The sequence below is a fragment of the Desulfosalsimonas propionicica genome, assembly GCF_013761005.1.
GTDB lineage: Bacteria > Desulfobacterota > Desulfobacteria > Desulfobacterales > Desulfosalsimonadaceae > Desulfosalsimonas > Desulfosalsimonas propionicica.
The window spans coordinates 36476-59315 of sequence record NZ_JACDUS010000009.1 but is presented as its reverse complement, the minus strand read 5'-3'; the positions used below and the strand labels follow the sequence as shown (position 1 = coordinate 59315).

The 22840-nt window shown below is 56.7% G+C and carries 20 protein-coding genes; 12 read left to right on the top strand and 8 right to left on the bottom strand.

Annotation, left to right across the window (positions count from 1 at the left end; all coding sequences use genetic code 11):
- Positions 1–101: 101 nt before the first annotated feature.
- From HNR65_RS13485 to HNR65_RS13460, 6 genes are read right to left on the bottom strand one after another with little or no spacing between them, the layout of a single operon-like run.
- Positions 102–860 (bottom strand): ABC transporter ATP-binding protein, encoded by a 759-nt coding sequence (locus HNR65_RS13485; RefSeq protein ID WP_181552040.1) that lies wholly within the window; start codon positions 858–860, stop codon positions 102–104.
- Between the two features lie 9 nt (positions 861–869).
- Positions 870–2009: an ABC transporter permease gene (locus tag HNR65_RS13480; RefSeq protein WP_181552039.1), complete on the bottom strand. Its 1140-nt coding sequence runs from the start codon at positions 2007–2009 to the stop codon at positions 870–872.
- 10 nt (positions 2010–2019) lie between these two features.
- Complete coding sequence (locus HNR65_RS13475; RefSeq protein ID WP_181552038.1) at positions 2020–3855, bottom strand: M48 family metallopeptidase; 1836 nt, start codon at positions 3853–3855, stop codon at positions 2020–2022.
- Complete coding sequence (locus HNR65_RS13470) at positions 3855–4412, bottom strand: epoxyqueuosine reductase QueH (protein WP_181552037.1); 558 nt, start codon at positions 4410–4412, stop codon at positions 3855–3857. The genes HNR65_RS13475 and HNR65_RS13470 overlap by 1 nt, the downstream gene beginning before the upstream one ends.
- On the bottom strand, positions 4409–5101 hold the full coding sequence (locus HNR65_RS13465; RefSeq protein WP_181552036.1) for a YggS family pyridoxal phosphate-dependent enzyme: 693 nt from the start codon (positions 5099–5101) through the stop codon (positions 4409–4411). Before HNR65_RS13465 ends, HNR65_RS13470 begins: the two co-directional genes overlap by 4 nt.
- Before the next feature lie 5 nt (positions 5102–5106).
- Positions 5107–5757 (bottom strand): Maf family protein, encoded by a 651-nt coding sequence (locus tag HNR65_RS13460; protein WP_332309032.1) that lies wholly within the window; start codon positions 5755–5757, stop codon positions 5107–5109.
- A gap of 203 nt (positions 5758–5960) precedes the next feature.
- Between HNR65_RS13460 and HNR65_RS13455 the strand changes: the two genes are divergently transcribed.
- From HNR65_RS13455 to HNR65_RS13400, 12 genes are all read left to right on the top strand, one after another.
- Positions 5961–6383, top strand: coding sequence for an NADH-quinone oxidoreductase subunit A (locus HNR65_RS13455; RefSeq protein ID WP_181552035.1), 423 nt, complete (start codon positions 5961–5963; stop codon positions 6381–6383).
- Positions 6380–8734 carry an NADH-quinone oxidoreductase subunit B/C/D gene (locus tag HNR65_RS13450; RefSeq protein WP_332309031.1) on the top strand — a complete coding sequence of 785 codons (2355 nt, stop codon included), beginning with the start codon at positions 6380–6382 and terminating at the stop codon, positions 8732–8734. The genes HNR65_RS13455 and HNR65_RS13450 overlap by 4 nt, the downstream gene beginning before the upstream one ends.
- A gap of 163 nt (positions 8735–8897) precedes the next feature.
- Complete coding sequence (gene nuoE / locus HNR65_RS13445) at positions 8898–9374, top strand: NADH-quinone oxidoreductase subunit NuoE (RefSeq protein ID WP_181552033.1); 477 nt, start codon at positions 8898–8900, stop codon at positions 9372–9374.
- Positions 9375–10685: a complex I 51 kDa subunit family protein gene (locus tag HNR65_RS13440; RefSeq protein WP_181552032.1), complete on the top strand. Its 1311-nt coding sequence runs from the start codon at positions 9375–9377 to the stop codon at positions 10683–10685. It abuts the gene before it with no gap.
- Positions 10666–12711 carry an NADH-quinone oxidoreductase subunit NuoG gene (gene nuoG / locus HNR65_RS13435; RefSeq protein ID WP_181552031.1) on the top strand — a complete coding sequence of 682 codons (2046 nt, stop codon included), beginning with the start codon at positions 10666–10668 and terminating at the stop codon, positions 12709–12711. The genes HNR65_RS13440 and nuoG overlap by 20 nt, the downstream gene beginning before the upstream one ends.
- 79 nt (positions 12712–12790) lie before the next feature.
- On the top strand, positions 12791–13780 hold the full coding sequence (gene nuoH, locus HNR65_RS13430) for an NADH-quinone oxidoreductase subunit NuoH (protein ID WP_181552030.1): 990 nt from the start codon (positions 12791–12793) through the stop codon (positions 13778–13780).
- Entirely contained in the window at positions 13777–14313 is a 537-nt protein-coding gene (gene nuoI / locus HNR65_RS13425) for an NADH-quinone oxidoreductase subunit NuoI (protein ID WP_181552029.1), read from the top strand. The genes nuoH and nuoI overlap by 4 nt, the downstream gene beginning before the upstream one ends.
- Positions 14314–14318: 5 nt before the next feature.
- Positions 14319–14843 carry an NADH-quinone oxidoreductase subunit J family protein gene (locus HNR65_RS13420; protein ID WP_181552028.1) on the top strand — a complete coding sequence of 175 codons (525 nt, stop codon included), beginning with the start codon at positions 14319–14321 and terminating at the stop codon, positions 14841–14843.
- Complete coding sequence (gene nuoK / locus HNR65_RS13415; protein WP_181552027.1) at positions 14843–15190, top strand: NADH-quinone oxidoreductase subunit NuoK; 348 nt, start codon at positions 14843–14845, stop codon at positions 15188–15190. Before HNR65_RS13420 ends, nuoK begins: the two co-directional genes overlap by 1 nt.
- 24 nt (positions 15191–15214) lie before the next feature.
- Positions 15215–17092, top strand: a complete 1878-nt coding sequence (locus tag HNR65_RS13410) for an NADH-quinone oxidoreductase subunit 5 family protein (protein ID WP_181552026.1) — start codon at positions 15215–15217, stop codon at positions 17090–17092.
- Between the two features lie 14 nt (positions 17093–17106).
- On the top strand, positions 17107–18654 hold the full coding sequence (locus HNR65_RS13405; protein ID WP_181552025.1) for a complex I subunit 4 family protein: 1548 nt from the start codon (positions 17107–17109) through the stop codon (positions 18652–18654).
- Entirely contained in the window at positions 18651–20072 is a 1422-nt protein-coding gene (locus HNR65_RS13400) for an NADH-quinone oxidoreductase subunit N (protein ID WP_181552024.1), read from the top strand. The genes HNR65_RS13405 and HNR65_RS13400 overlap by 4 nt, the downstream gene beginning before the upstream one ends.
- A 13-nt stretch (positions 20073–20085) precedes the next feature.
- Here the strand turns inward: HNR65_RS13400 and lpdA are convergent, their stop codons facing one another.
- Together lpdA and odhB are read right to left on the bottom strand one after the other, a co-directional pair.
- Complete coding sequence (gene lpdA / locus HNR65_RS13395; protein WP_181552023.1) at positions 20086–21492, bottom strand: dihydrolipoyl dehydrogenase; 1407 nt, start codon at positions 21490–21492, stop codon at positions 20086–20088.
- Between the two features lies 1 nt (position 21493).
- The gene (gene odhB, locus HNR65_RS13390) at positions 21494–22825 is read right to left on the bottom strand and encodes a 2-oxoglutarate dehydrogenase complex dihydrolipoyllysine-residue succinyltransferase (RefSeq protein WP_181552022.1); all 1332 of its coding nucleotides are present in this window, start codon (positions 22823–22825) and stop codon (positions 21494–21496) included.
- Positions 22826–22840 lie beyond the last annotated feature (15 nt).

Genomic DNA, 22840 nt, shown 5'->3' with positions numbered 1-22840 from the left:
TTGGGTCAACTGCCGGGGTTTATTTTTTTTATAAAGGATTTGTACCTGGTGCGCAATCTTAGATTGTCCGGATCACAAGCCGGTCCCGGTTTTGATGCCGGTTATGCATCCGGCGGCCTGCGGGTGAAAAAGCGCCTGACTTCCGGGTCCGGATCATGGTCCCGCAAATCCGCGGGTGCGCCCCGGGCGATGATATTGCCCGTTTCCCTGCCCAGCATGATGGCGCGCCGGCCCACGGCAAAGATGCTGTCGAGATCATGGGTTACAATGACAATGGTGGTGCCCAGTGTCTGGTTGATGTGCAGAATCAGCCGGTCGATTTCAGCCGCAGTTACCGGATCCAGACCGGCCGAGGGCTCATCTAAAAACAGGATGTCCGGGTTTAAGGCCATGGCCCGGGCAAGACCGGCCCGTTTTTTCATGCCCCCGCTGATCTCCGAGGGCAAGTGGTCGCCGTAGCACTCCAGGCTCACCAGGGAAAGTTTGATCTGCACAATTGCAGCCACGGCTTCAGCCGGCAATCCGGAAAATTCCGTTATCGGCAGGGCCACGTTTTCCGCCACAGTCATGGAGCCGAGAAGCGCGCTTGCCTGAAACAGCACCCCGATGCGTCTAAGGGCCAGGGAAATCGCCTTTTCACCGGATGCGGCAATGTCTGTATCCCCGATAAAGACTTTCCCCCCGGCCGGCTGTTCCAAACCGATCATATGGCGCATGAGCGTGGATTTGCCCGAGCCCGAGCCGCCCACGATAATAAAAATCTCGCCCTTGTTTACGGTAAAGTTCACTTTGTCCAGTACATGGTCTTCACCGTAAACAACGGCCAGGTTTTCAACCCTTATGATCTCTTGTGCGCCCATAAACCTTTCTTACCAGTAGCTGCGGATTACCGCAAAAATTGAGTCAAACAAAATAATCAGAAATATGCTGGTCACCACTGCGGAAGTAGCGGCGCTGCCCACGGCCGCGGCCCCGCCCCGGGCCTGCATCCCCCGGAAGCATCCGGTCAGGGCAATGAGCAGGGCAAATACAACGGATTTTGACAGTCCCCACATGACTTCAAACAGGGTCAGGGCATCCAGGGATTGGTTGATATAGGCCCCGGGGCTGAGATTGAGCATGAGCACGCCAATGACCAGGCCGCCGGCCACGGCGAATATGCTGGCAAACACGGTGAGCAGCGGCACCACCACCATGGCGGCCACAACCCTGGGCAGGACCAGAAACACGTTGGGATCAAAGCCCATGACCACCAGTGCGTCGATTTCTTCTGAAATTTTCATGGTGCTGATTTCCGCGGCATAAGCTGACCCTGACCGGCCGGCCACCACAATGGCGGTCATGATCGGGCCCAGTTCGGAAACCATGGCCAGAGACACCAGGGAGGCCACATACAAATTGGCCCCGAACTGGGAAAGCTGCAGCGAGGACATAAAGGCCATGATCAGGCCCAGCAGGAAAGTGATCAGCCCCACCACGGGCAGGGCGTCCACACCGGTGGTTTTCATGTATGCGATGCTATCACCGGCCCGGAAGGACCGGGGTTGTCTGAAAACCCGAAGAAGTGAAAACACCATGGCTCCGATAAATTCCACAAAACAGGCCCCGCCACGGAAAACCGAGATGGTGGCATCCCCGAGTTCGACGATCAGGTTGCCGGATTTGTGCGACGGGATACGGCAGTCCGGTTGGCCGAAATCCACCAGTGCAAGGGTTTTTTCATGGTCTGCGGCAAGATTGACAAAACTGAGCTGGTCGTGGTTGAGTTGCAGTATCTGAACAAGGCGCAGCAGCACCATGGCGCCGTAATCGTCAAATCTGGTGACATGGGCAAAATCCACCTTCAGCTGTTGGATCGTTTGGTTTGATGGCACAGCTGCCGGCAGCTGCCGGATGAGCACCGGTGCGGTGGTGATATCGGCCCGGCCGTGGAGGATCACGGTCAGGGTGTTTTCATCCTCCTGTTGCAGTTCAAAAAGCGGTTTTCCGGACGGCAGGGGGGGCTGCATTTTTTTGCTGTCACCGGGATCTGTGATTGTTGTTTAAGGCCTGCTCAAACCGCCTGAGCTGACCGCGGTAATAATCCCGCCTGTTTGTTGCTGCAGACAGGGCTTTTTCGGCGGTTTCAACGGCCTTTTCATATTGGCCGTTGATAAACCATGCCTCTGCCAGGGTATCTGTCACATGGGGCGCCAAAGACCTTTCTGCGGCTTTTTTGGCAAGCACAAGGGCCTGTTGCGGTTTAAACATTTCCGTATCCGGCTCTGATGTGGCATATAGCCAGGCAAGATTGTTTAATGCCGCCACATTGTCGGAATCCAGGTCCAGGGCCCGCTGGTAGGCCGCTGTTGCGGCGCTGAGATTGTTTCTGCTGTAATACAGATCCCCGAGCATCACGTGCAGCTCAGGGTCCTTGGGCTGCTGGCGGATTTGGCGGGTGAGGATCTGCTCGGCCATTTTCCCGGACAGTTGTTCCCCGGCTGCGCCGAAATGCAGACTGTAGCCCACTGATGCCAGCCCGAGGATGATGGCCAGGTAAACGGCCATGCTCACGCGTACCTTTCTGTGATGGCGCCGGATCCAGCCCGGATTGGCCTCGCATTTGCGAAGGTAGTCGATGCGGTCGGATATGCTGAAATGATGCCAGTTGGGCCGGTCCGGAGACTGGCCGCTGGAGGCCGCGATCTTGTGAAACGTTGTGATCAGCGGTACGGCCGAGTCCATGAGCCGGTAGACGGAGATATCGGCCTGGCGCTCGAAATTGCGCATGAAATAGCCGAATCCGAACCGGAAATAAACAAAAAAGGTCACAATCATGGCCAGGCTAAACACCACGGAAACAAAGGTTTCGCCCCCGGCATTGACCGCCCCGAAAACCGTCTGCAGATACACGGCCCCAAAGACGATAAAATCCAGGGCCGCAAACGAGATCACCATGTATCCGGCCAGAAAAATCAGGTAGAAATACAGGTGGCGGTGTTTGACATGCCCGATTTCATGGGCCACCACCGCCTCGATTTCCACGGGGGCCAGATAGCGCAGCAGCCCCGGGGTCACCAGGATATAGCGGAACTGCGAAACCAGGCCCATGACCCCGGCAGTGATCATGCCGCCGCCAAACAGCGGCCATTTCATGATTTCACGATAGGAAACCCCGGCCCGGCGGCACAGATCCTCGATCCGGGTGCGCGCATCCCCTGGTTCCAGGGGCCTGCATCCCCAGAAATACTGGATCAAGGCCGGGCCGAAAACCGCGATCACAAAAAGGAAAAACAGGAAATAAAGGATCTGGCCCGTGGTGGAATTCAGAAATGCCCGTGGCGCATCAAAGGGCAGCACATAAATCAGGTCCGCGGCCAGGGAGAGAAAAAACCAGGGCAGCAGCACCGGGATGGAAAAGGTAATATGGGACACCACATAGCGGCGCCGGGTGATGCCGGTTTGGTAAAGCTTTTCGTGGGCCTTGTGGGCAGATGCCCAGACAATGCACAGATATCCCAGAAAAATGCCCAGAAAAAGCACTGCGCCAAGGGTGGGCATGCTTTGGACAACAGGGATCCGTCCGAGGTATCCGCTTAATTCCAGTGCATAAATATTGACCGCAAACAGTCCGATGGCAATGATGCACTGGCGCACGATCAGGGATTCAAAGCTCTGGTGCAGGTCGCCGTTTCCGCCTTGTTCAATGCGGTCTTCGAGCTTTTTAAACAGAATCCGGGTCAGGGCGGCAAACAGCAGGGAAATGGCGGCAAAAAAGCCTAAGGCCTGGGAAAAAGGCATCTGCGGCTGTGCTGGCGGGGGATAGGTGGTGTAAATCAGCAGGGCGATGATAAAGTAGAGAAAATTGCCAAACATCAGCTATCGTCCTGCCGTTTTTTGGCCGCCCCGGTATAGAAGCGCTGTTTTTCACTGTAAATACAGCCGCAATAGGATTGACGGTACATGCCCAGCTGCTTTGAGGTTTCCACCCCGGTTTTCCACCCGGTTCTGAAATCCTCGTAGTAAAACGGCACGCCCGCGGATTTGCCAACGGCCTTGCCCATTTCGGCAATGGTGTCATGATTCTGGAATTTGCTGTAAAGCAGGGTTGAGGAGAAATAGTCGAATTTTCCCCTGCGGGCCAGTTTGGCTGTGGTCATGAGCCGGTCATGGTAGCAGAACCGGCACCTGTGGGCTTCCCTGAACACCACGCTTTGCAAAAATCCCTCGATATCATAGCCCTCCTGGTAGATCACCCGCAGGCCGGTTTGTTGTGCATAGGCCCTGAGGGTGTCTTCACGCTTCATGCATTCGGTAAACGGATGGATGTTATTTCTGTAAAAAAATCCCATGACCTCAAGGCCTTTTTGCTGCAGGCAGTCAACGGGATAGATGGCGCATGGCCCACAGCAGATGTGAAGCAGCAGTTTCATGAGCGCTCCCCGAAAATGGCGGTGCCAATGCGCACCAGGGTGGCGCCTTCTTCAATGGCGGTTTCAAAGTCGCCGGTCATTCCCATGGAAAGCTCTGCCATTTCCACGTTGGCAATGTTTTTGGCCGCAATTTCCCGGCGTAATGCCCCCAGCTGCCGGAAATAGGGCCGGACCTTTTCAGGGGCGTCAAAAAACGGCGGCAGGGTCATCAGGCCCCGGACAGAAAGGTTTTCCAATCCGGCAACATCGTAGACCAGTTCTTCTGCCGCCTGTTTTTCTGCGCCGGATTTGGTTTGTTCCCCTCCCAGGTTGACCTGGATCAATATTTTCTGGACCCGCCCGTGCCGGGCGGCCTGACGGTTGAGTTCTTTGGCCAGCTTCAGGCTGTCCACCGAATGGATCAGGTCAAACAGGCGCACTGCGTATTTGGCCTTGTTGGACTGCAGATGTCCGATAAAATGCCAGCTGATCCTTGTGTCGGACAGGTCTTTGATCTTTTTGTCCGCTTCCTGGATGTAGTTTTCCCCGAAACAGTCAAGGCCGGCTTCAGCGGCTTTTCTGATTTTTTCAGGCGAAACCGTTTTGGTGACAGCCACCAGACCGACGTCCTGCGGACTGCGGCCGCAGTCCAGGGCGGCTTTTTTGATGCGCTGTCTGATTTGTTTGATGTTTTCGGCGATGGCATTCATTTGTATCAACACTTTCCCCCGGCATCAGCTGTGGCCGGGCTGCGGGTTTGCCCGGTCCCGTGCCGGATGGCCCCATGCTGTGTCAAATGCCCGACAATTTCGCACATGGGCAGGCCCACCACGTTGGTATAAGATCCGTTTATGCTTTTGACCATGAACGCGGCAATGCCCTGGATGGCATAGCCCCCGGCCTTGTCCCGGGGCTCCGGGGTCTGTGTGTACCAGTTGATTTCATCTTCGGTCAATTCCTTAAATGTCACCTCGGTGATACAGACATTGCTGTGGCGGTGCCCCCGGCTTTCACACCAGATGCTGTAGCCGGTGATCACCCGGTGGGTGCGCCCGCTTAAGCGCCTGAGCATCTGCCCGGCCACGGCGGCTGACTCCGGCTTGTTTAGGATCCGTCCGTCAATGACCACAATGGAGTCCGCTCCGATCACCCAGGCATGGGGATATAGTTTTGCAACCGCTTCAGCCTTGGCCGCTGCCAGGATTTGCGCATGGCGCTCCGGCTCCGGTCCGCGGATGGCATCCTCATCGGTTCCGCTGGGCACCACGGAAAATGCGATCTGTGCCTGCTCAAGCAGCCGCCTGCGCCGGGGCGATTCAGAGGCCAGGACAATGCTGTTTTTTTCATTTAACGGATTCATAACCATTGATTAACAAATCCCTTCAGGATTGGCAAGAAAGAGCCGCAATGCCCGGCTGGTTGCGCTCATCGACGAACACTGCCGAGATATTGGCAAGACAGGATGTCTATGATTAGTATTGGTAAATAAGATTGGAATCGTCACCATGCCGCATAGACGCGGCACAAAAGAAATTGGCGCAATTGATGCGCACCGGCCGGGGAGTGACAATGGTTCCGGTAAATCACACATATGCGCTTTCGTCCTGGACGCCGGCAGTGTTCAGCTTCCTGGCATTTATTTTTGCCGTTTTTCTGATGCTGGCGGTGTTGATGATCCTCACCGGCTTTCTGGGTGAAAAACGCGTCAATGAAAATAAGCTTCGCCCCTATGAAAGCGGGATCATTCCAACCGGTTCAGTGCCGCTTCGCTACCCGGTGCCGTTTTTTCTGGTGGCGGTATTTTTTTTGATTTTTGACGTGGAAGGCGCATTTATCTTTTCCTGGGCCGTGGCCGTGGAGGCCCTCGGGGTAAAGGCCATGGTGCAGATGACCTTTTTTATTTTTGTTTTGCTCATGGGCCTGGTTTACATATGGTTCAAGGGAGGTCTGGCATTAAAGGAAGGAAAGGACAAAAGAGCCGAACGCCGGTGAGCCGGGCTGTGGACAGTGTTATCAACTGGGCCCGGGCAACGAGTCTCTGGCCCATGTATTTCGGGCTGTCGTGCTGCTTTGTCGAAGAGATCACCGCGTGGACGCCGCGATACGATATTGCCCGCTTCGGCGCCGAGGTGCTTCGCCTTTCGCCAAGACAGGCCGATTTGCTCATTGTTTCAGGAACCGTGTTTAAGAAGGTGGCGCCGGTGGTGCTGCGCCTCTATGAACAGATGGCCGAGCCCAAATGGGTGATATCCATGGGATCGTGCGCCAATACCGGCGGAATGTATGATGTGTACTCGGTGGTCCAGGGCGTCAATCAGATCCTGCCCGTGGATGTTTACATCCCGGGATGCCCGCCCCGGCCTGAAGCGGTACTCCATGGCCTGACCCGGCTGCAGGAAAAAATCCAATCCGGAGAACGGCCGTCGGGCAAGGTGTTTCATATGTCCGGGGGCAGCCACGGCACCGTGGCGCCCGTGCTCGTTGACGGCGAAACAAAGACCCGCGACACCCGTGGGCCGGGTATGAACGGAATTTCCGTTCGGGGCAGTTCCGTTACCCCGCCTGATTTCCACGGAACCCGCGCACAATTCATGTGGACCCCGCCTGCGGCGCAAATCACCCTGTCTCCGGTTGAAAACGAAGTCAAATCGCAACTGGTCCGGCGTTTCGGTGATGCCGTGGCGCCTGCAGAAAAAAGCGCTGACATGCTCACTGTTGATGTGGACCAAAGCCGGGCCGCCGAGGTTCTGCAGTTTCTCAAATTCGGGTCCAGCCCGCGCTTTCTGCGCCTGGAGGATTACACCGCAGTTGATCAATCCGCCCGGCAGAACCCGGAGCATTATCCGGATTTCACCCTGGTGTATCATCTGCTGGCCTTTGATCCGGCCGTGCGGGTGCGGATCCGGGCGCCCCTGTACGGCAGATACCCGGAGACGCAAAGCATCCACGATCTCTGGCAGAACGCCGCCTGGTACGAGCGGGAAATCTATGACATGTTCGGGATCCGGTTTTCCGGGCATCCGGATCTGCGTCGGCTTTTGATGCCCGAGGGCTGGCAGGGCCATCCGCTGCGAAAATCATACAATGGACGGGCTACGGATATGCCCGCCTACACCGCAGAAGATGCGCGCAATCTGCAGCCCAGGGCCGGAGAGCAGTTTTACCGGGTGGATGAACACGGCGAGTCCTATGTCTTAAACATCGGCCCGCACCACACCGGCACCCATGGCATTATCCGGTATATCGCAAAAATGGACGGGGAAACCATCACCGGCCTGGACATGGATATCGGCTACCATCACCGGGGGGCGGAAAAAATCGGCGAGCGCCAGCACTGGATCCAGTATATTCCCTACACCGACCGGGTGGATTATCTGGTAGGGGCGGCAAACGAGTTTCCCTACGTCCTGGCCGTGGAAAAGATAGCGGGCATACGCGTGCCCGAACGCGCCGAATACATCCGGGTGCTGTTTGCCGAACTTTCCAGAATTGCCAACCATATGGCCTACATGGGCATTACAGCCAATGACGTGGGCGCGCTTACCCCCAACTTCTATGCCTTCCGGGACCGGGAAATGATCATGGATATCGTGGAGATGATCTCCGGCGGCCGGCTTCATCCCGCGTTTTTCCGGCCGGGCGGCGTGGCCGCGGATCTTCCCGAAGGCTGGAAGGAGCCCGTGGAGGCTTTTTTGCGGGTATTTCCCAAAAGGCTTGGCGAGTATGAAAAAATTACACTCAAAAATCCGATTTTCAGGGCCCGTACCGTGGACGTGGGCCTGATGGAAAAACACGATGCAGTGGATCTGGGGGTAACCGGCCCCAATCTCAGGTCCACCGGCGTCAACTGGGACTTGCGCAAAAACATGCCCTATTCGGTATACGACAGCCTGGATTTTGACGTGCCGACCGATACGATCAGCGACTGCTGGACCCGGTTTCGTTTGCGGGCAGAAGAATGCCGGCAAAGCGTACGGATCATCCGGCAGGTCATCGACCAAATGCCCGGGGGGCGATACATCTCAGAGGATTACCGCTATGTGGTGCCCCAAAGACAGGACATGCTAAAAGACATTGAAAGCCTGATCCACCATTTTGTCAATGTCACCAGGGGGCCGAAAATCCCCAGCGGTGAGGCATATGCGGCAACGGAAAACCCCCGGGGCGAGCAGGGCTATTACATTGTCAGCGACGGGCTGGGCTTTGCTTATCGGGTGCGCATCCGCGGTTCGAGCTTTACCAATGTCCAGGCGTTTCCCAAAATCTGCAAAGGCGCAACCATCGCCGATTTTATTGCCATTATCGGGGCCCATGACTATACCCCGGCCGATATTGACAGGTAAAAGACAGATGGCGCCGTAAAAGTCCAATATCGGTGTTACGTGCAATTTCTCAGAATTTCACGTACGGAAAAGTACGCTGCATTCTTTGAAATTGCGCAAGCCTTGGGCTTGCACTTTTATCCGCCATCTGAAATCAGACTTTTTAGGGTGCCATCAAAAACAAATGCTGCCTGAAACTTACATCAATGAAGTGGAAAAACGGCTGCGCCGGGCCGGGCGCCCCAGGGAAATCATCATTGACGTGATGCTCGAGGTGCAGCAGTTCTACGGCTGGTTTTCAGACGAAGCCCTGGAGCAGACCGCACGGCTTTTAAAGATGAATCCTTTGGAAATCGAGGAACTGGCAACTTTTTACAACTACATCTACAGACAGCCGGTTGGAAAACACGTCATCCACGTCTGCGACAGTGTGATTTGCTGGATGAGCGAAGGTTATGCGTCCTTTGTGGAGCACATGCAGGAAAAACTCGGCATCCAAATGGGCCAGACCACCGATGATGGCATGTTTACTTTGCTTCCGGTTTGCTGTCTGGGCTATTGCGATCTGGCCCCGGCGCTGATGATCAATCAGAGGGTGTATGGTCATCTGACCGCGGAAAAATTTGATCAAATCATCGAAGACCTCAGGCGGGAAAAATAAATGCATCCCCGGGTACTGCTGAAAAACCGAAAATCCGGCCGGATCGCCACAATTGACGAATACCGGAAAAGCGGAGGGTATCAGGCGCTGGAAAACGCATTTGTCAAAAATGATCCATCACCCGGCGAAATTCGCGAGATTTTGCTTGAAGCCCGGCTTCTGGGCCGCGGCGGTGCCGGGTTTCCCATTGGAAAAAAAATGGAAACCGTGCCTGAAAATGCCCCGCACCCGAGATATCTGGTGTGCAATGCCGATGAAATGGAACCGGGCACTTTCAAGGACCGGGTGTTGATCCATGCCGATCCCCACCAGCTCATTGAAGGCATTGTCCTGGCCGCCCGGGCGATTGCGGCCGAAATCGCCGTGATTTTCATCCGGCGGGAATACGAAAACGCCGCCCGGATTCTGGAACGCGAGATTCAGGTCGCCCGGGATGCCGGGCTTGCCGGCAAAAACATTCTCGGCTCCAACAACGACTGTGAGCTGATTGTCCACCGCAGTGCCGGCCGGTATATCTGCGGGGAGGGCACTGCGGTGATCAACGCCCTGGAGGGAAAACGGGCCAACCCCCGGCGGCCGCCGCCTTATCCCACTACCAGCGGGCTGTGGCAGCTGCCCACCGAGGTGCAAAATGTTGAAACCCTGTGCTGTGTGCCCCATGTCATTTCCAACGGGGCCCCATGGTTCAGATCCCTGGCCCTGACCGAAAGCGGGGCCGGCACCAAGGTGTTTTCCGTCAGCGGCAGGGTCAATCATCCCGGCTGTTTTGAACTGCCCATGGGTATCCGGCTCTCGGAGCTCATTGAAAAATATGCCGGCGGCATGATACCGGGCTCAAGGTTTAAGGCGTGCATGCCGGGCGGGGCTTCCACGCGGCTTATGCCCGGATCCATGTATCACCTTCGGCTCGATTACAGCGAAATGGAAGAAAACGGCTATCGGCTGGGCACCGGAGCGATCATGGTTTTTGATCACAAGACCTGCCTGGTGCAGGTGGCCGCCAACCTGATGACGTTTTTTGTCAGAGAGTCCTGCGGCTGGTGCACGCCCTGCCGGGAAGGGCTGCCCTATATCCTGGATTTGCTAAACCGCATCGAGGCCGGGCAGGGCAGGGCTGAATACATTGAAATGATACGGAAAATGTGCGGGCACATGAAATATTCCTTTTGTGCGTTTGCCCCAGGAGCCGTGGCCCCGGTTCAGGCCCTGATCGAGGATTTTCACGCAGAGGTCACGGCCCATATCGAAAATCAGGGATGCCCGTTTAAAAACAGGCAATCAGACGAAAATTATGCCGAATCTCATCATTGACAACAAAAAGATCAGGGTTGCCAAAGGCACCCGGGTCATTGATGCCGCCGAAAGCGCCGGTATCTATATCCCGCGGTTTTGCTATTTCGCCGAACTCGGTGCGGTGGGCGCCTGCCGGGTATGTGCGGTGAAATTCATAGACGGACCCGTTGAGGGCATACAGATGAGCTGCATGGTAGAGGCTGAAGACGGCATGGTGGTCTCCACAGACGATGCCGAGGCCGTGGATTTCAGAAGGCATGTCATTGAGTGGATGATGATGAACCACCCGCATGACTGCCCGGTTTGCGACGAAGGCGGCCACTGTCTGCTCCAGGACCTCACCGTGGCCGGCGGCCACGGCATCCGCAGGTTTGCCGGCAAAAAACGGACATATGCAGACCAGTATCTCGGGCCGCTGATCCGCCACGAGGAAAACCGATGCATCCAGTGCTACCGCTGCTCCCGGTTTTACCAGGAATATTGCGGATATACAGACCTCGGGGTCATGGGCATTGCCCAGCGGATTTATTTTGGGCGTTACAAAGACGGCGTGCTTGAAAACCCGTTTTCCGGAAACCTCATCGATCTGTGCCCCACAGGTGTCTACACGGACAAGCCGTCGCGCTACACCGGCCGCAGATGGGATTTTGAGCGGACCACCGGCGTGTGTACCACCTGCAGTCTGGGCTGCAGCATCACGGTTTCGGCCAGGTACAGGCAGATTGTTCGTCTGGAGGCGGCTTTCAGCCAGTCGGTCAACGGCGCCTTTATCTGTGATCGCGGACGATACGGGTTTTTCTGGGTCAACTCGGAAAACCGGCCCAGGCAGGGCCGGGTGGAGACAAAAGCAACTCCCCCGCAAAAAGCCGCTGCTGCTGCGGCCGGGTGGCTCGATCGTCTGGCGGAGCAATACGGCGCCGGTGCCATTGCGGTTGCCGGCTCCGGGCGCAGCAGCCTGGAAACCCTGGCTGCATGGATGGATTTGTGCAGGAGCCGGTCCTGGCGCGGGTTTTTTTTCGATGATCTGGCAGCCGCCCCGGCGGCGCCGGTCGCGGTTTTCGGTCTGAGCCCGGAAAATGTCATATCCATGAAAGCTGTTGAATCCGCGGACATGATTCTGGCTGTGGGCACAGATGCTTTGGACGAGGCCCCCATGCTCGCCCTGGCCATGCGCCAGGCATGGCGGGCAGGGGCAGGAGTTGCAGCCATTGATCCCAGAGACCTTGAGTGGCCGTTTGAATTCCAGCAGGTTGTGGCCGCACATGATGAAATCGTTGATTTGTTGTCCGGTATTGAGCCGGAAAACGAAATTGGCGGCAATGCCGGCAACCATGCCGGCAAAATGGCGGCAATCCAGGATCAGGTCCGGCACAGCCGCTTTCCGGTGATCCTTTGCGGCACTGCTATTGTTGATCAAGGCACGGCTTTGGCCGCAGCCGGCCTTGTCAAACGATTGCGCAAAAACAAAAAGGACGCGCGCCTGTTTTACACCCTGCCCGGGGCCAACACCTTTGGCGGGATTTTGCTGGATCACCGGGTGAAACCCCCGGATGAACTCATCCATGCCATGGAATCCGGTGAAATCAAGGCGCTGGTGGCCGTAGAAAGCGATCTCTGGCAAAATTGCACAGACCGGGATCGTCTGGAGCGCGCGCTCAACGGCCTGGAATTTTTGTGTGCAGCCGACTGCATGGCCACTGAACTCGTTTCCCGGGCAGATATTGTCATCCCGGTGTCAAGCGTCTATGAATCCGGGGGAATCTATGTCAACCAGGAAGCAAGGGCCCAATGGTCACCCCCCGCCCATGCCGGGGGCACGCCCGTGCGCATAACCGGGGCAGGCGGCCATCCCCCAAGGGTTATCGGCCCGGGCATTGCCGGAGGTGATATGCCCAGTGCCTGGCAGGCAGCCTGGCAGATTGCGGGTCTGGATCCGCCGGCCGGCCCCGGGGAAATGATCGAGTGGATGACAAAAACCTATCCGGTGACAGGGTCGGTCAAAACCATGGCAGCACAAGGCGTGCGGATTTTTCCTCTGCAGTAACGGCGAAAAAATCCGGCCGGCCCGCGGCGGCAAAAATAGGGCCGGGCGGTTTGGGAACAATAAACACAAGGCAGCAGCAATGGGACTTTGGCTGACAGGATATGCCGTTTTAATGATTAAGGTCGCGGTGATTTTAACCGGCGTTCTTTTGCTGGCCGCTTACCTGGTGCTTTTGGAGCGCAAGCTGCTGGGCCGCTTCCAGGCCCGCATCGGGCCCAATCGTGCCGGGATTTTCGGCCTGCTCCAGCCTGTTTCCGACGGCATCAAGCTTTTGACAAAAGAAGATGTCATACCCCAGGGGGCCCACCGCAGGATTTTTTTGTTCGCCCCGGCTGTTGTTGCCGCCACGGCCCTGCTCACCTTTGCGGTGGTGCCCATGGGTCCGGACTTACACCTTGGCGGCAGAAAGATTCCCATGGTGGTCACGGACATGAATGTGGGGCTGCTCTATGTTTTTGCCATGGCTTCTTTGAGTGTTTACGGGGTGGTGCTGGGTGGATGGGCCTCGGATTCCAAGTATGCCATGCTCGGCAGCATCCGCGGCGCGGCCCAGATGATCAGCTACGAACTGGCCCTGGGGCTTTCCATTGTCCCGGTGGTCATGCTGGCGGGCTCTCTGAGCCTGGTCGATATCGTAGACGCCCAGGCGGGCAGGCCGTTTATCCTGGTTCAGCCCCTGGCCTTTGTCATATTTTTTCTCTCTGCCATGGCCGAAAGCAAGCGCATTCCCTTTGATCTGCCCGAGGCAGAGGCCGAGCTCGGCTCGGGGTATCACACGGAATACAGCGGCATGCGCTTTGGGATGTTTTTTCTGGGGGAATATGTGCAGATGCAGGTTCTTGGTGCCCTTACAGCGGTGTTTTTCCTCGGGGGCTGGCGCGGGCCGTTTTTGCCCGCTCCCCTGTGGCTGCTTGTAAAAATTGTTCTGGTGGTAACCGCCATGATCTGGATCCGGGCCACTTTGCCCAGGTTCCGTTATGATCAGCTCATGGGCCTGGGCTGGAAGTTTCTGATCCCTGCGGCCCTGATCAATATCGTGATTACCGGGTTTGTGATGGTGGGCATATGAAGGAATTGTTCCTGATCGTGCATTCGCTTTGCACGGGTTTTTACACCACATTGAAACACGTTTTCCGGGGACCGGCCACGGAGCTGTATCCCGAGTACAAGCGCCCCCTGCCGGCCCGATCCAGGGCGCGCATCATTTTAACCGCTGATCCGGACGGCAGGGAGCGCTGTGTGGCCTGCTATCTTTGCTCGGCTGCATGTCCGGTGGACTGCATTTCCATGCAGGCGGCCGAAAACCCGGAAGGTCGGCGGTATGCGGCATGGTTCCGGATCAATTTCGGCAGGTGCATATACTGCGGGCTCTGCGAGGAGGCCTGTCCCACCGCGGCCATCCAGCTCACCCCGTCTTTTGAACACGCAGACCGGGACATTCTGAAGATGGTTGCTGAAAAGCACGATCTCCAGGTGGACCACTGCGGAAAGGACCAAAATTACAATTTCTACGATCATGCCGGTGTGGCCGACGCGATTCGCCCAAAGGGCGGGCACGTAAACGAGTCGCCGCCGGTCAATGTGAGAACCAACATGCCGTGAGGGATATGACTGTTTACGCCGTGTTTTTCTATATCATTGCCGCGCTGATCATCGCCTCTGCTGGCCTGGCGATCACCAGAAAGCACATGGTTCATGCGGTGCTTTACTTGGTGGTGTCGTTTATTGCAACAGCCCTGCTGTTTTATCTGCTGGGCGCGCCGCTTGTGGGGATTTTTCAGGTGATCCTATATGCCGGGGCCATTATGGTGCTTTTTCTCTTCATTGTCATGATGATCCGAATGGCTCCGGGACCGGATCGGCCCTTTCCGGCAGGTCACTTTCTGGCGGCCTTTGGGGTCTGCGGGATATATGTTGCCGCTGCGTTGCTGGTCGCGTTTTCTTCCGGTCCTGAAACCGGCAGACCAATGGCTGCGGCAGCGGCGTCGCCCGCTGCGTTCGGGTTTTATTTGTTTGACCGGCACTGGCTGGCAGTGGAGATGATATCGCTTCTGCTCCTGGTGGCCCTGATCGGGGCCCTTCACCTGGGCAGGGCGGGAAGACGGAAAAAATCCGGAAACAAGGAGCCGTGATGATTGTACCCTACACCCATGTCATGCTGCTTGGGGCCATTGTGTTTCTGATGGGGATGATCTGCACTTTGACCCGCAGGAATCTGATCATGATCATTGTGGGACTGGAGATCATGTTAAATGCTGCTGCCATTGTGTTTGTGGGCGCAGGGCTGCAGTTTGGCCAGATCGAAGGTCAGGTCATGGCGCTTTTTATCGTGGCCGTGGCCGCAGCCGAGGTGTCAGTGGGCCTGGCCATGGTGGTTTGCATATACCGGCAGCGAAACAGCATTGATCCGCAATGCATGAAAGACAGCCCGTGTGTCCCGGATCCGAAAGAAACCGGTGAACTGCTTCCGAACGCTTAACACTTAAAACTTAAAATTTTCATCATGCTTTTCCAACCCGTACCCGAAATTTCGCTCTACCTGGCCTGGGCCGCAGCCGTGGTGCCCCTGGCGGCCTTCGGGGTCATCCTGGTGTTTCTCCGGCGCCTGCCCGGGGTTGCGGCCGGGACTTCCGTGGCCGCTGCAGCCGTATCCCTGATCTGCGCGGTTTGTCTTTTGGTCCGCCATTTGGGCATGGATGCGCCCCTGCAATCTTCTGTGACATGGATGGCCTCCGGGGATTTTGAGATTGCCGTTGGGGTGCTGCTCGATTCTTTGAGCCTTGTCATGCTGGTGATTGTGACCTGTATTGCGTTTCTGGTCCAGGTTTATTCCCTTGGCTACATGGCCGGTGATCCCGGCTATGGGCGGTATTTTGGGTTCATGTCCCTGTTTGCCTGGGCCATGGCCGGTTTGGTGCTCGCCCCCAATATCCTCCAAATCTTTATATTCTGGGAACTGGTGGGCCTTTCGTCTTATCTGCTCATTGGTTTCTGGTATGAAAAGTTTTCCGCCACCCGGGCGGGAAAAAAGGCGTTTATCATGACCCGGGCCGGCGATACCCTGTTTTTCTGGGGCTGGCTGATTCTTTTGGTCTCGGGGGGGACATTGCATATCTTTGAGTTAAACAGCGGCGCCCACGGGCTTTCCAGCGCCATGACAACCGCATCCGCGCTGCTGGTATTCGGGGGCATTATCGGCAAAAGCGCCCAGTTTCCGCTCATGACCTGGCTGCCCGATGCCATGGAGGGGCCCACGCCGGTCAGTGCCCTGCTTCATTCCGCCACAATGGTTGCCGCCGGGGTTTTTCTGCTGGGCCGGCTGTTTCCGTTTTTCAGCCAATCCGATACGGCCATGACCGTGTGCATGGCAGTGGGTACTGTCAGCATGCTGCTTTCAGCCACCATGGCAATGGTGAGCCGGGATATCAAGCAGGTGTGGGCTTATTCCACCATCAGTCAGCTCGGTTTCATGATCATGGCCCTTGGCGCTGGCGGTTATGCGGCCGGGATATTTCACCTCACCACCCATGCCGGGTTCAAGGCGCTTTTGTTTTTATGTGCCGGGGTTTTGATCCATGTCCATGAGACAAACGATATGTTTGTCATTGCCCGGGCCGGCGGACGCCGCATGAAAACGGCCATGATCTGCATGACAGCCGGCGCCCTGGCGCTTGCCGGAATATGGCCCTTTTCCGGTTTTTTCAGCAAAGAGGCGATCATGGGCGCACTGGCGGCCGCAGACAATCCCGTATGGCTGTTTTGCGGGCTTGCCGGGGTATTTTTGACCGCATATTATACGTTTCGCCTGATTTTTATCATTCTGTTTCCCCGCAGCGCAGCTACCGGGGGGCCCGGCGACCGGCACGGGTCCGTGCCCGCCAATGCGGCCATGTATGCGGTGCTGGTGATCCTGGCTGTGATTACCCTGGCGGCGGGGTTTTTTGCACAAGGCTTTCAGGATTTTATCAGTATCCACAGCGGACATGCCAAAGACGGTCACACGGCTTTTTGGGCCCATATCGCCTCTCCGGTTCTGGCGGTTGCAGGCATTTTTGCTGCGTGGATGCAATTTGGCCGCAGTGCCTCGGATCAGGTGGGGTTTGCTGAGAAAATCGGGCCCGTGGGCCGTCTTTTTGCCAGACGCTGGTACCTGGATCATGTTTACGCCTGGATAACAGATCGCGTGCTGGACCGCGGCATTGCCGAGGGGGCCCGGCGGGCGGAGAATCGGATGATCGAAGGGGCGCTGGCCATGATCACCGGCTGGGTTGTTTTCTGCGGCCGCATGGCCGCGGGATGGCACCGGGCCATGATTCAGCCGAAGCTGATGGTGGCGTTTGCCGTGATGTTCGGATTGACACTTATTTTGATGGTTGTTTAAAGGAAATGGGAAACATGCAGATGCATGCCGCACAATTTCCGTTTTTGAGCACGATCCTGCTGATATGCATATTCGGGCTGGCACTGGTGCTGGTGCTGCCCAAAAACAGCAATGCGGCGGTCAAATGGGTGAGTGCGGCGTGTTCGGCTGCAACCCTGGCCCTGTCGGTTTTTCTGTTTGCTGCATATGACCGGGGGGCGGGGGGCATGCAGTTCGTGGAGCGCCTGGACTGGATCCCCTCCATGGGCATTTCCTATTTAAACGGCATAGACGGATTTGCCGCGCCCATGCTTCTGCTCACGGGGATTGTGTTTTTTACCGGGGTTGTTTCCATGTGGGAACTCGACTTTCGGGTAAAGGAGTTCTTCGCCCTGTTTATCCTCCTGGTCATCGGCGTTTACGGCATGTTCATGGCCCTTGACCTGTTTTTCATTTTCGTGTGGTTTGATGTTTCGCTTCTTCCCATGTACCTGCTCATCGTGATCTGGGGCAGCAGCGCCCGGGAGTATGGGGCCATGAAGCTGACCCTGTATCTTTTGTTCGGAAGCGCAATGATTTTGCCGGGCATCATTTATCTGGCAGCCGTATCCGGCCTGGAGACGTTTTCTCTGCCCGCCTTGGTGGAAAATGCGTCTTTTTCCGGCTTTGAGCAGAAAACCGCATTTTTGCTGTTTTATATCGGATTCGGGATTCTGGCCGGGGTATGGCCGTTTCACTCCTGGTCGCCCACGGGTCACGTGGCCGCCCCCACGGCGGTGAGCATGCTGCATGCCGGCGTACTCATGAAGATCGGGGCTTTCGGCATCCTGCGGGTTGGCATGTTTCTGTGCCCGGAAGGCTGGATGTACTGGTCGCCGATGATGGCGGTTCTGGCGGTCATCGGGATTGTCTATGGGGTCATGGTGGGCCTTCGACAGACGGATCTCAAGTTTGTGATCGGCTATTCCAGTGTTTCCCACATGGGAATCGTGGGCCTGGGGTTTGCCACCATGACAGTTGACGGGATTAACGGGGCGGTGTTTCAGATGTTTGCCCACGGGGTCATGACGGCCCTTTTTTTCTCGGCTGTGGGACATATCTATGACCGCACCCACACCCGGGAAATCGGCGAACTCGGCGGACTGTCGGCTGTGATGCCCGCGGCCAGCGGTTATTTTGTTATTGCAGCGCTTGCCGGCATCGGTGTGCCCTGTTTGGCCAGCTTCTGGGCTGAACTGCTGGTTTTTATCGCCGCGTTCAGGGTCTACCCGGCCCTGGCAATGATATCCGTGGGTGTTTTGGTGGTAAATGCCCTGTTCATGCTCCGGGTTGTCCGCAATACCTGCTTTGGGCCCTTGAATGACCGCTGGGCGCATTTAAAGGACATGCGCTTTGCAATGGGTATGCCCCGGGCGGTGCTGGCCGCGGCAATCGTGGGCTTCGGTCTGATGCCGTTTCTCATGTATGATTTGATCCAGACCGCCTCGGTCCCCCTGATCCATTCCCTGGGCCAGGCAGTCGGGTTCGCCGGGCCGGAAAGCGTTGAGACCCTTTTCACGGAATTGATGAGCGTATGGCCATGACGGATTGGATCCTGTTTATTCCCGAGCTCTACACACTGGCGGCAGTTGGTGTGTTTTTCTTTCTCTGCCTGTGCCGGGCCCGTCCCGGCCGGGATTATGCCGCGGCCATGGTGCTGTCTGCGGGCGGTCTTGTGCTGACGGTCTGCACTGCGGGTTTTGAAGGCCTTGTCTTTGAGGGAGTCTATCAGGTGGATCTTTACTCCCAGGTGTTTAAGGCCCTTATCTATTCCGGGTTCTTTCTTACGGTATGTCTTTGCGCCGATCTTTCAGGAGTGGACAAGGCCCGGCACAGCGAATTCTACCTGCTGCTTTGCTTGTCTACCCTGGCCATGATGCTGCTGGCAAGCTCCGTACATTTGCTGACCATCTATATTTCCCTTGAGATTTCTTCTTACAGCCTTTACGTGCTGGTCTATTTTCGCCGGGGATACCCAAAAGGGGCAGAGCCGGCATTTCAGTATTTCGTCTTTGGCGCGGCCTCATCTGCCGTGATGCTTTTCGGGTTTGCCCTGGTTTACGGCGCGTTTGGAACAGCGCACATGGCCGAACTGATGGGGCAGGTGCCGGCAAGGATCAATGAGCCCCTGGTTTTTACCGGTTTTGTCCTGTCGTTGTCCGGATTTTTTTTCAAGCTCGCGGTTTTTCCCTTTCATTTCTGGGCGCCCGAGGCCTACGAGGCCGCCCCCCACCAGGTGTCGGCATATATTGCCACTGCCTCAAAGGTGGCCGCCATTGCCATTTTGGTGCGCATGATCGCCATGACCGGCGGGCAGGGCGACCGGATGGCCTGGGTGTTGATTTTCCTCTCTGTTGCTTCCATGACCGCGGGCAATCTCGCGGCCATGGCCCAAAAGGATATCAAGCGGCTTCTGGCTTTTTCCAGCGTGGCCCATGCCGGCTACGTGATGATTGGAATATTATGCGCAAACGCAATGGGCTATGCGGGCGCGGTATTTTACGGCCTGTCGCTTATGGTGATGAAATTCACCTGTTTCATGGTGGTGGTCAAGGCCGCAGACGGCGGCAGAAACATCAAAACAGATGCCCTTGCCGGCCTGCACCAACGGGCTCCTGTGCTGGCTTTGGCCCTGCTGCTGGCCCTTTTCGGACTGGCCGGCCTTCCGCCCACCATCGGGTTTACGGCAAAACTGCTTGTTTTTAAGGCCGCCATGGACCAGGGACTGCTGTGGCTGGTGATTATCGCAATGTTTAACGTGGTGATATCGCTTTATTATTACCTCGGTGTCCTTAAGGCCGCGTATTTTATTGCACCTGCGGCACAGCCCCGGGCCATTGCTGTATCCCTGCCCTTCAGGCTCCTGGCCCTTGCCATGATTGTTTTCATGGTGGCAGGCGGCCTTTATCCCCGATACATGATGGCCCTGGCAGGCGCCATGACAGCAGGCCTTTTTCCCTGAGCGGGTGGACGTTCTATCCCGAATATATGGAGCACTGCCGGGTCACCAGGGCGGCTTCCTGCAGGGCTTCGGCAAATGTGGGATGGCCGTGCATGATCCGGCCGATGTCTTCCGAGGACGCCCCGAATTCGATGGCAAATACCGCTTCTGCGATCATGTCCGAAGCCCGGGGCGAGAGGATGTGCACCCCCAGGACCCGGTCTGTTTTTTTGTGGGAAAGCACCTTGACCATGCCTTCGGTTTCGCCCATGCACCGGGCCCGGCCGGCGCCCGTGAGCGGGAAAGTGCCGGTGCAGTAGTCAATGCCCTGTTGTTTTAACTGCTCTTCTGTCTTGCCCACTGATGCCGCCTCGGGAAAGGTGTAGATGACCATGGGCACTGCGTCGTAGTTGACCTCGCCGGGTTTTCCCGCCATGATTTCCACTGCGGCCCGTCCTTCGGCCGAGGCCTTGTGGGCCAGCATGGGCTGGCCGATCAGGTCGCCTACGGCATAAATATTGGCAACAGCGGTGCGGAAATTGGCATCCACCTTGACAAAGCCCTGGGAATCGGTCTCAACGCCCGCGTCTTCCAGGCCCAGGTCTTCAGACAGCGGGCGCCTGCCCACGGCCACCAGCACGGTTTCGCAAACTTGCTCGGATTTTTCCCCGTCTGTATCCAATGTCACCTTTACGGTCTTTTTGCGCACATCCGCGCCGGTAACCCGGGTTTTGAGCTTAAATTCAATGCCCTGGCTCTTTAAGATCCGCAGCAGCCGGCGTGATAACTGGCTGTCTGCCGTGCCCGCAATCCGGTCTGTCATTTCCGCGACAGTTACCTTTGACCCCAGGCGTGACCAGACCGAGCCCAGTTCAAGGCCGATATATCCGCCGCCCACGATGAGAAGGCGCCTGGGAACCCTGTCAAAGGCCAGGGCATCGGTTGAGTTGACAATAAACTGGCCGTCAAACTCAAGACCCTTGACCCCGGCCGGGCTGCTGCCGGTGGCAAGCAAAATGTTTTTCGCTTCGATTGTCTGTGCCTGGCCGTTTTTTTCCACCCTGACCGCTGACGGGCCATGGAGTGCGGCGGTGCCTTTGATAATCTCTACATTGTTGGCTTTGAGCAGGTTTTCCACATTGTCGGTAAGTGCCCGCACAACCTCGTCTTTTCTGCCCATCATGGTCTTTAGATCGATTTCCGGCTTGCCCACCCGGATGCCGTGGTTTTTAAATGAATTGACCGCCTGGGCCGCATGTTCCGAGGAATCGAGCAGGGCTTTGCTCGGGATGCATCCGTAATTGAGGCATACCCCGCCGGGTCTGTCAAATTTGTCCACACAGGCCGTTTTCATGCCCAACTGGCCGGCTCTGGCCGCGGCCACGTACCCGCCCGGGCCGGCGCCGATTACAATCAAGTCATAACGCGACTGTTCACCCATTTTATATCTCCATGATCATGCGTTCAGGGGTTTCAATGAATTCCTTGATGCGCCGCAGAAAACTCACCGCGTCCTTGCCGTCCACGATCCGGTGGTCGTAGCTGAGCGCCACATACATCATGGGCCGGATCACCACTTCCTTGTTTTCCACCACCGGCCGGTCCTCGATCTTATGCATGGCCAAAATGGCGCTCTGGGGCATGTTTAAAATGGGTGTGGACAAAAGCGAGCCGTAGATGCCGCCGTTGGTGATCGAAAAGGTGCCCCCTTCGAGCTCGGAAAGGGTGATGCGGTTTTTTTCCACGCGCGTGGCAAAGTCCGCAATGGCTTCTTCGATGTCTGCAAAACCGAGCCGGTCTGCATGCCGGACAACCGGCACCACCAGGCCCTTTTTGGCGCCAATGGCAATGCCGATGTGATAATAGTGATGATAGACGATTTCATCTTCTTCTATGCCGGCGTTGATTTCCGGAAACTCCCTGAGGGCGGCAACGCATGCTTTGACAAAAAAGGACATGAATCCCAGGCGCACCCCGTGGGTGTTGTGAAATGTGTCCTTGAACCGCTCGCGCAGTGTCTTGACCCGGCTCATGTCGATTTCATTAAACGTGGTAAGCATGGCGGTGTTCTGCCTGGCATCAAGCAGGTGGGCGGCAATGGATTTTCGGATCGGAGACATGGGCGTGCGGGTGACGGCTTCCTTTGTTTCCGAAGGCCGGGGACTTTTTTGCTCCGGCTGGGCTGCCGTTTGTCCGGCGCCGGATTCAAGGTAGGCAATTACATCGCCTTTGGTGATCCGTCCGTTGGGGCCGGTTGCCCGGATTTTTGAAACATCCAGGTTGTTTTCAGCCACCAGTCGGCGCACTGACGGCGGCAGGATCTCTGCCTGTTGTGCCGCTTGTTTGTCATCGCCGGGCTCTTGGGGCTCCGGGGACCTGGCGGGTATGGCTTCAGGCCCGGGTTCTGTTTCGGCCTGTTTTGCTCCGGCCTTTGGGGCGGGTTCGGGTTCCGGCGTAGGGGCGGATTCAGCTGCCTTTTCTTCTGCTTCCGAGGGTTGTTTTTCCTGATCCGCCTTTTGTGCTGAATCCGTTTGGGCGGCATCCGTGTCGATTTTGCCCATAGCCTGTCCGATCTTCACGTTCTGGCCGGCCTGGACAAGGATTTCCAGGATGCCGCTTTGCTCTGCGGGGACCTCCAGGGTGACCTTGTCTGTTTCTATGACAAAGACCGGTTCGTCTTTTTCAATGCGGTCGCCGTCTGACTTGTACCATTCCGCCAGCAGGGCTTCCTTTACGGATTCGCCGACTTCCGGCACCTTGATATCCACTTTCATGGAGCCTCCTTACAG

What these genes read in the sequence shown, in the direction of transcription:
- HNR65_RS13485 (WP_181552040.1), bottom strand. Translation starts at nt 860, where the DNA reads ATGGGCGCACAAGAGATCATAAGGGTTGAAAACCTGGCCGTTGTTTAC.
- HNR65_RS13480 (WP_181552039.1), bottom strand. Translation starts at nt 2,009, where the DNA reads ATGCAGCCCCCCCTGCCGTCCGGAAAACCGCTTTTTGAACTGCAACAG.
- HNR65_RS13475 (WP_181552038.1), bottom strand. Translation starts at nt 3,855, where the DNA reads ATGTTTGGCAATTTTCTCTACTTTATCATCGCCCTGCTGATTTACACC.
- HNR65_RS13470 (WP_181552037.1), bottom strand. Translation starts at nt 4,412, where the DNA reads ATGAAACTGCTGCTTCACATCTGCTGTGGGCCATGCGCCATCTATCCC.
- HNR65_RS13465 (WP_181552036.1), bottom strand. Translation starts at nt 5,101, where the DNA reads ATGAATGCCATCGCCGAAAACATCAAACAAATCAGACAGCGCATCAAA.
- HNR65_RS13460 (WP_332309032.1), bottom strand. Translation starts at nt 5,757, where the DNA reads ATGGTTATGAATCCGTTAAATGAAAAAAACAGCATTGTCCTGGCCTCT.
- HNR65_RS13455 (WP_181552035.1), top strand. Translation starts at nt 5,961, where the DNA reads ATGGTTCCGGTAAATCACACATATGCGCTTTCGTCCTGGACGCCGGCA.
- nuoE (WP_181552033.1), top strand. Translation starts at nt 8,898, where the DNA reads ATGCTGCCTGAAACTTACATCAATGAAGTGGAAAAACGGCTGCGCCGG.
- HNR65_RS13440 (WP_181552032.1), top strand. Translation starts at nt 9,375, where the DNA reads ATGCATCCCCGGGTACTGCTGAAAAACCGAAAATCCGGCCGGATCGCC.
- nuoG (WP_181552031.1), top strand. Translation starts at nt 10,666, where the DNA reads ATGCCGAATCTCATCATTGACAACAAAAAGATCAGGGTTGCCAAAGGC.
- nuoH (WP_181552030.1), top strand. Translation starts at nt 12,791, where the DNA reads ATGGGACTTTGGCTGACAGGATATGCCGTTTTAATGATTAAGGTCGCG.
- nuoI (WP_181552029.1), top strand. Translation starts at nt 13,777, where the DNA reads ATGAAGGAATTGTTCCTGATCGTGCATTCGCTTTGCACGGGTTTTTAC.
- HNR65_RS13420 (WP_181552028.1), top strand. Translation starts at nt 14,319, where the DNA reads ATGACTGTTTACGCCGTGTTTTTCTATATCATTGCCGCGCTGATCATC.
- nuoK (WP_181552027.1), top strand. Translation starts at nt 14,843, where the DNA reads ATGATTGTACCCTACACCCATGTCATGCTGCTTGGGGCCATTGTGTTT.
- HNR65_RS13410 (WP_181552026.1), top strand. Translation starts at nt 15,215, where the DNA reads ATGCTTTTCCAACCCGTACCCGAAATTTCGCTCTACCTGGCCTGGGCC.
- HNR65_RS13405 (WP_181552025.1), top strand. Translation starts at nt 17,107, where the DNA reads ATGCAGATGCATGCCGCACAATTTCCGTTTTTGAGCACGATCCTGCTG.
- HNR65_RS13400 (WP_181552024.1), top strand. Translation starts at nt 18,651, where the DNA reads ATGACGGATTGGATCCTGTTTATTCCCGAGCTCTACACACTGGCGGCA.
- lpdA (WP_181552023.1), bottom strand. Translation starts at nt 21,492, where the DNA reads ATGGGTGAACAGTCGCGTTATGACTTGATTGTAATCGGCGCCGGCCCG.
- odhB (WP_181552022.1), bottom strand. Translation starts at nt 22,825, where the DNA reads ATGAAAGTGGATATCAAGGTGCCGGAAGTCGGCGAATCCGTAAAGGAA.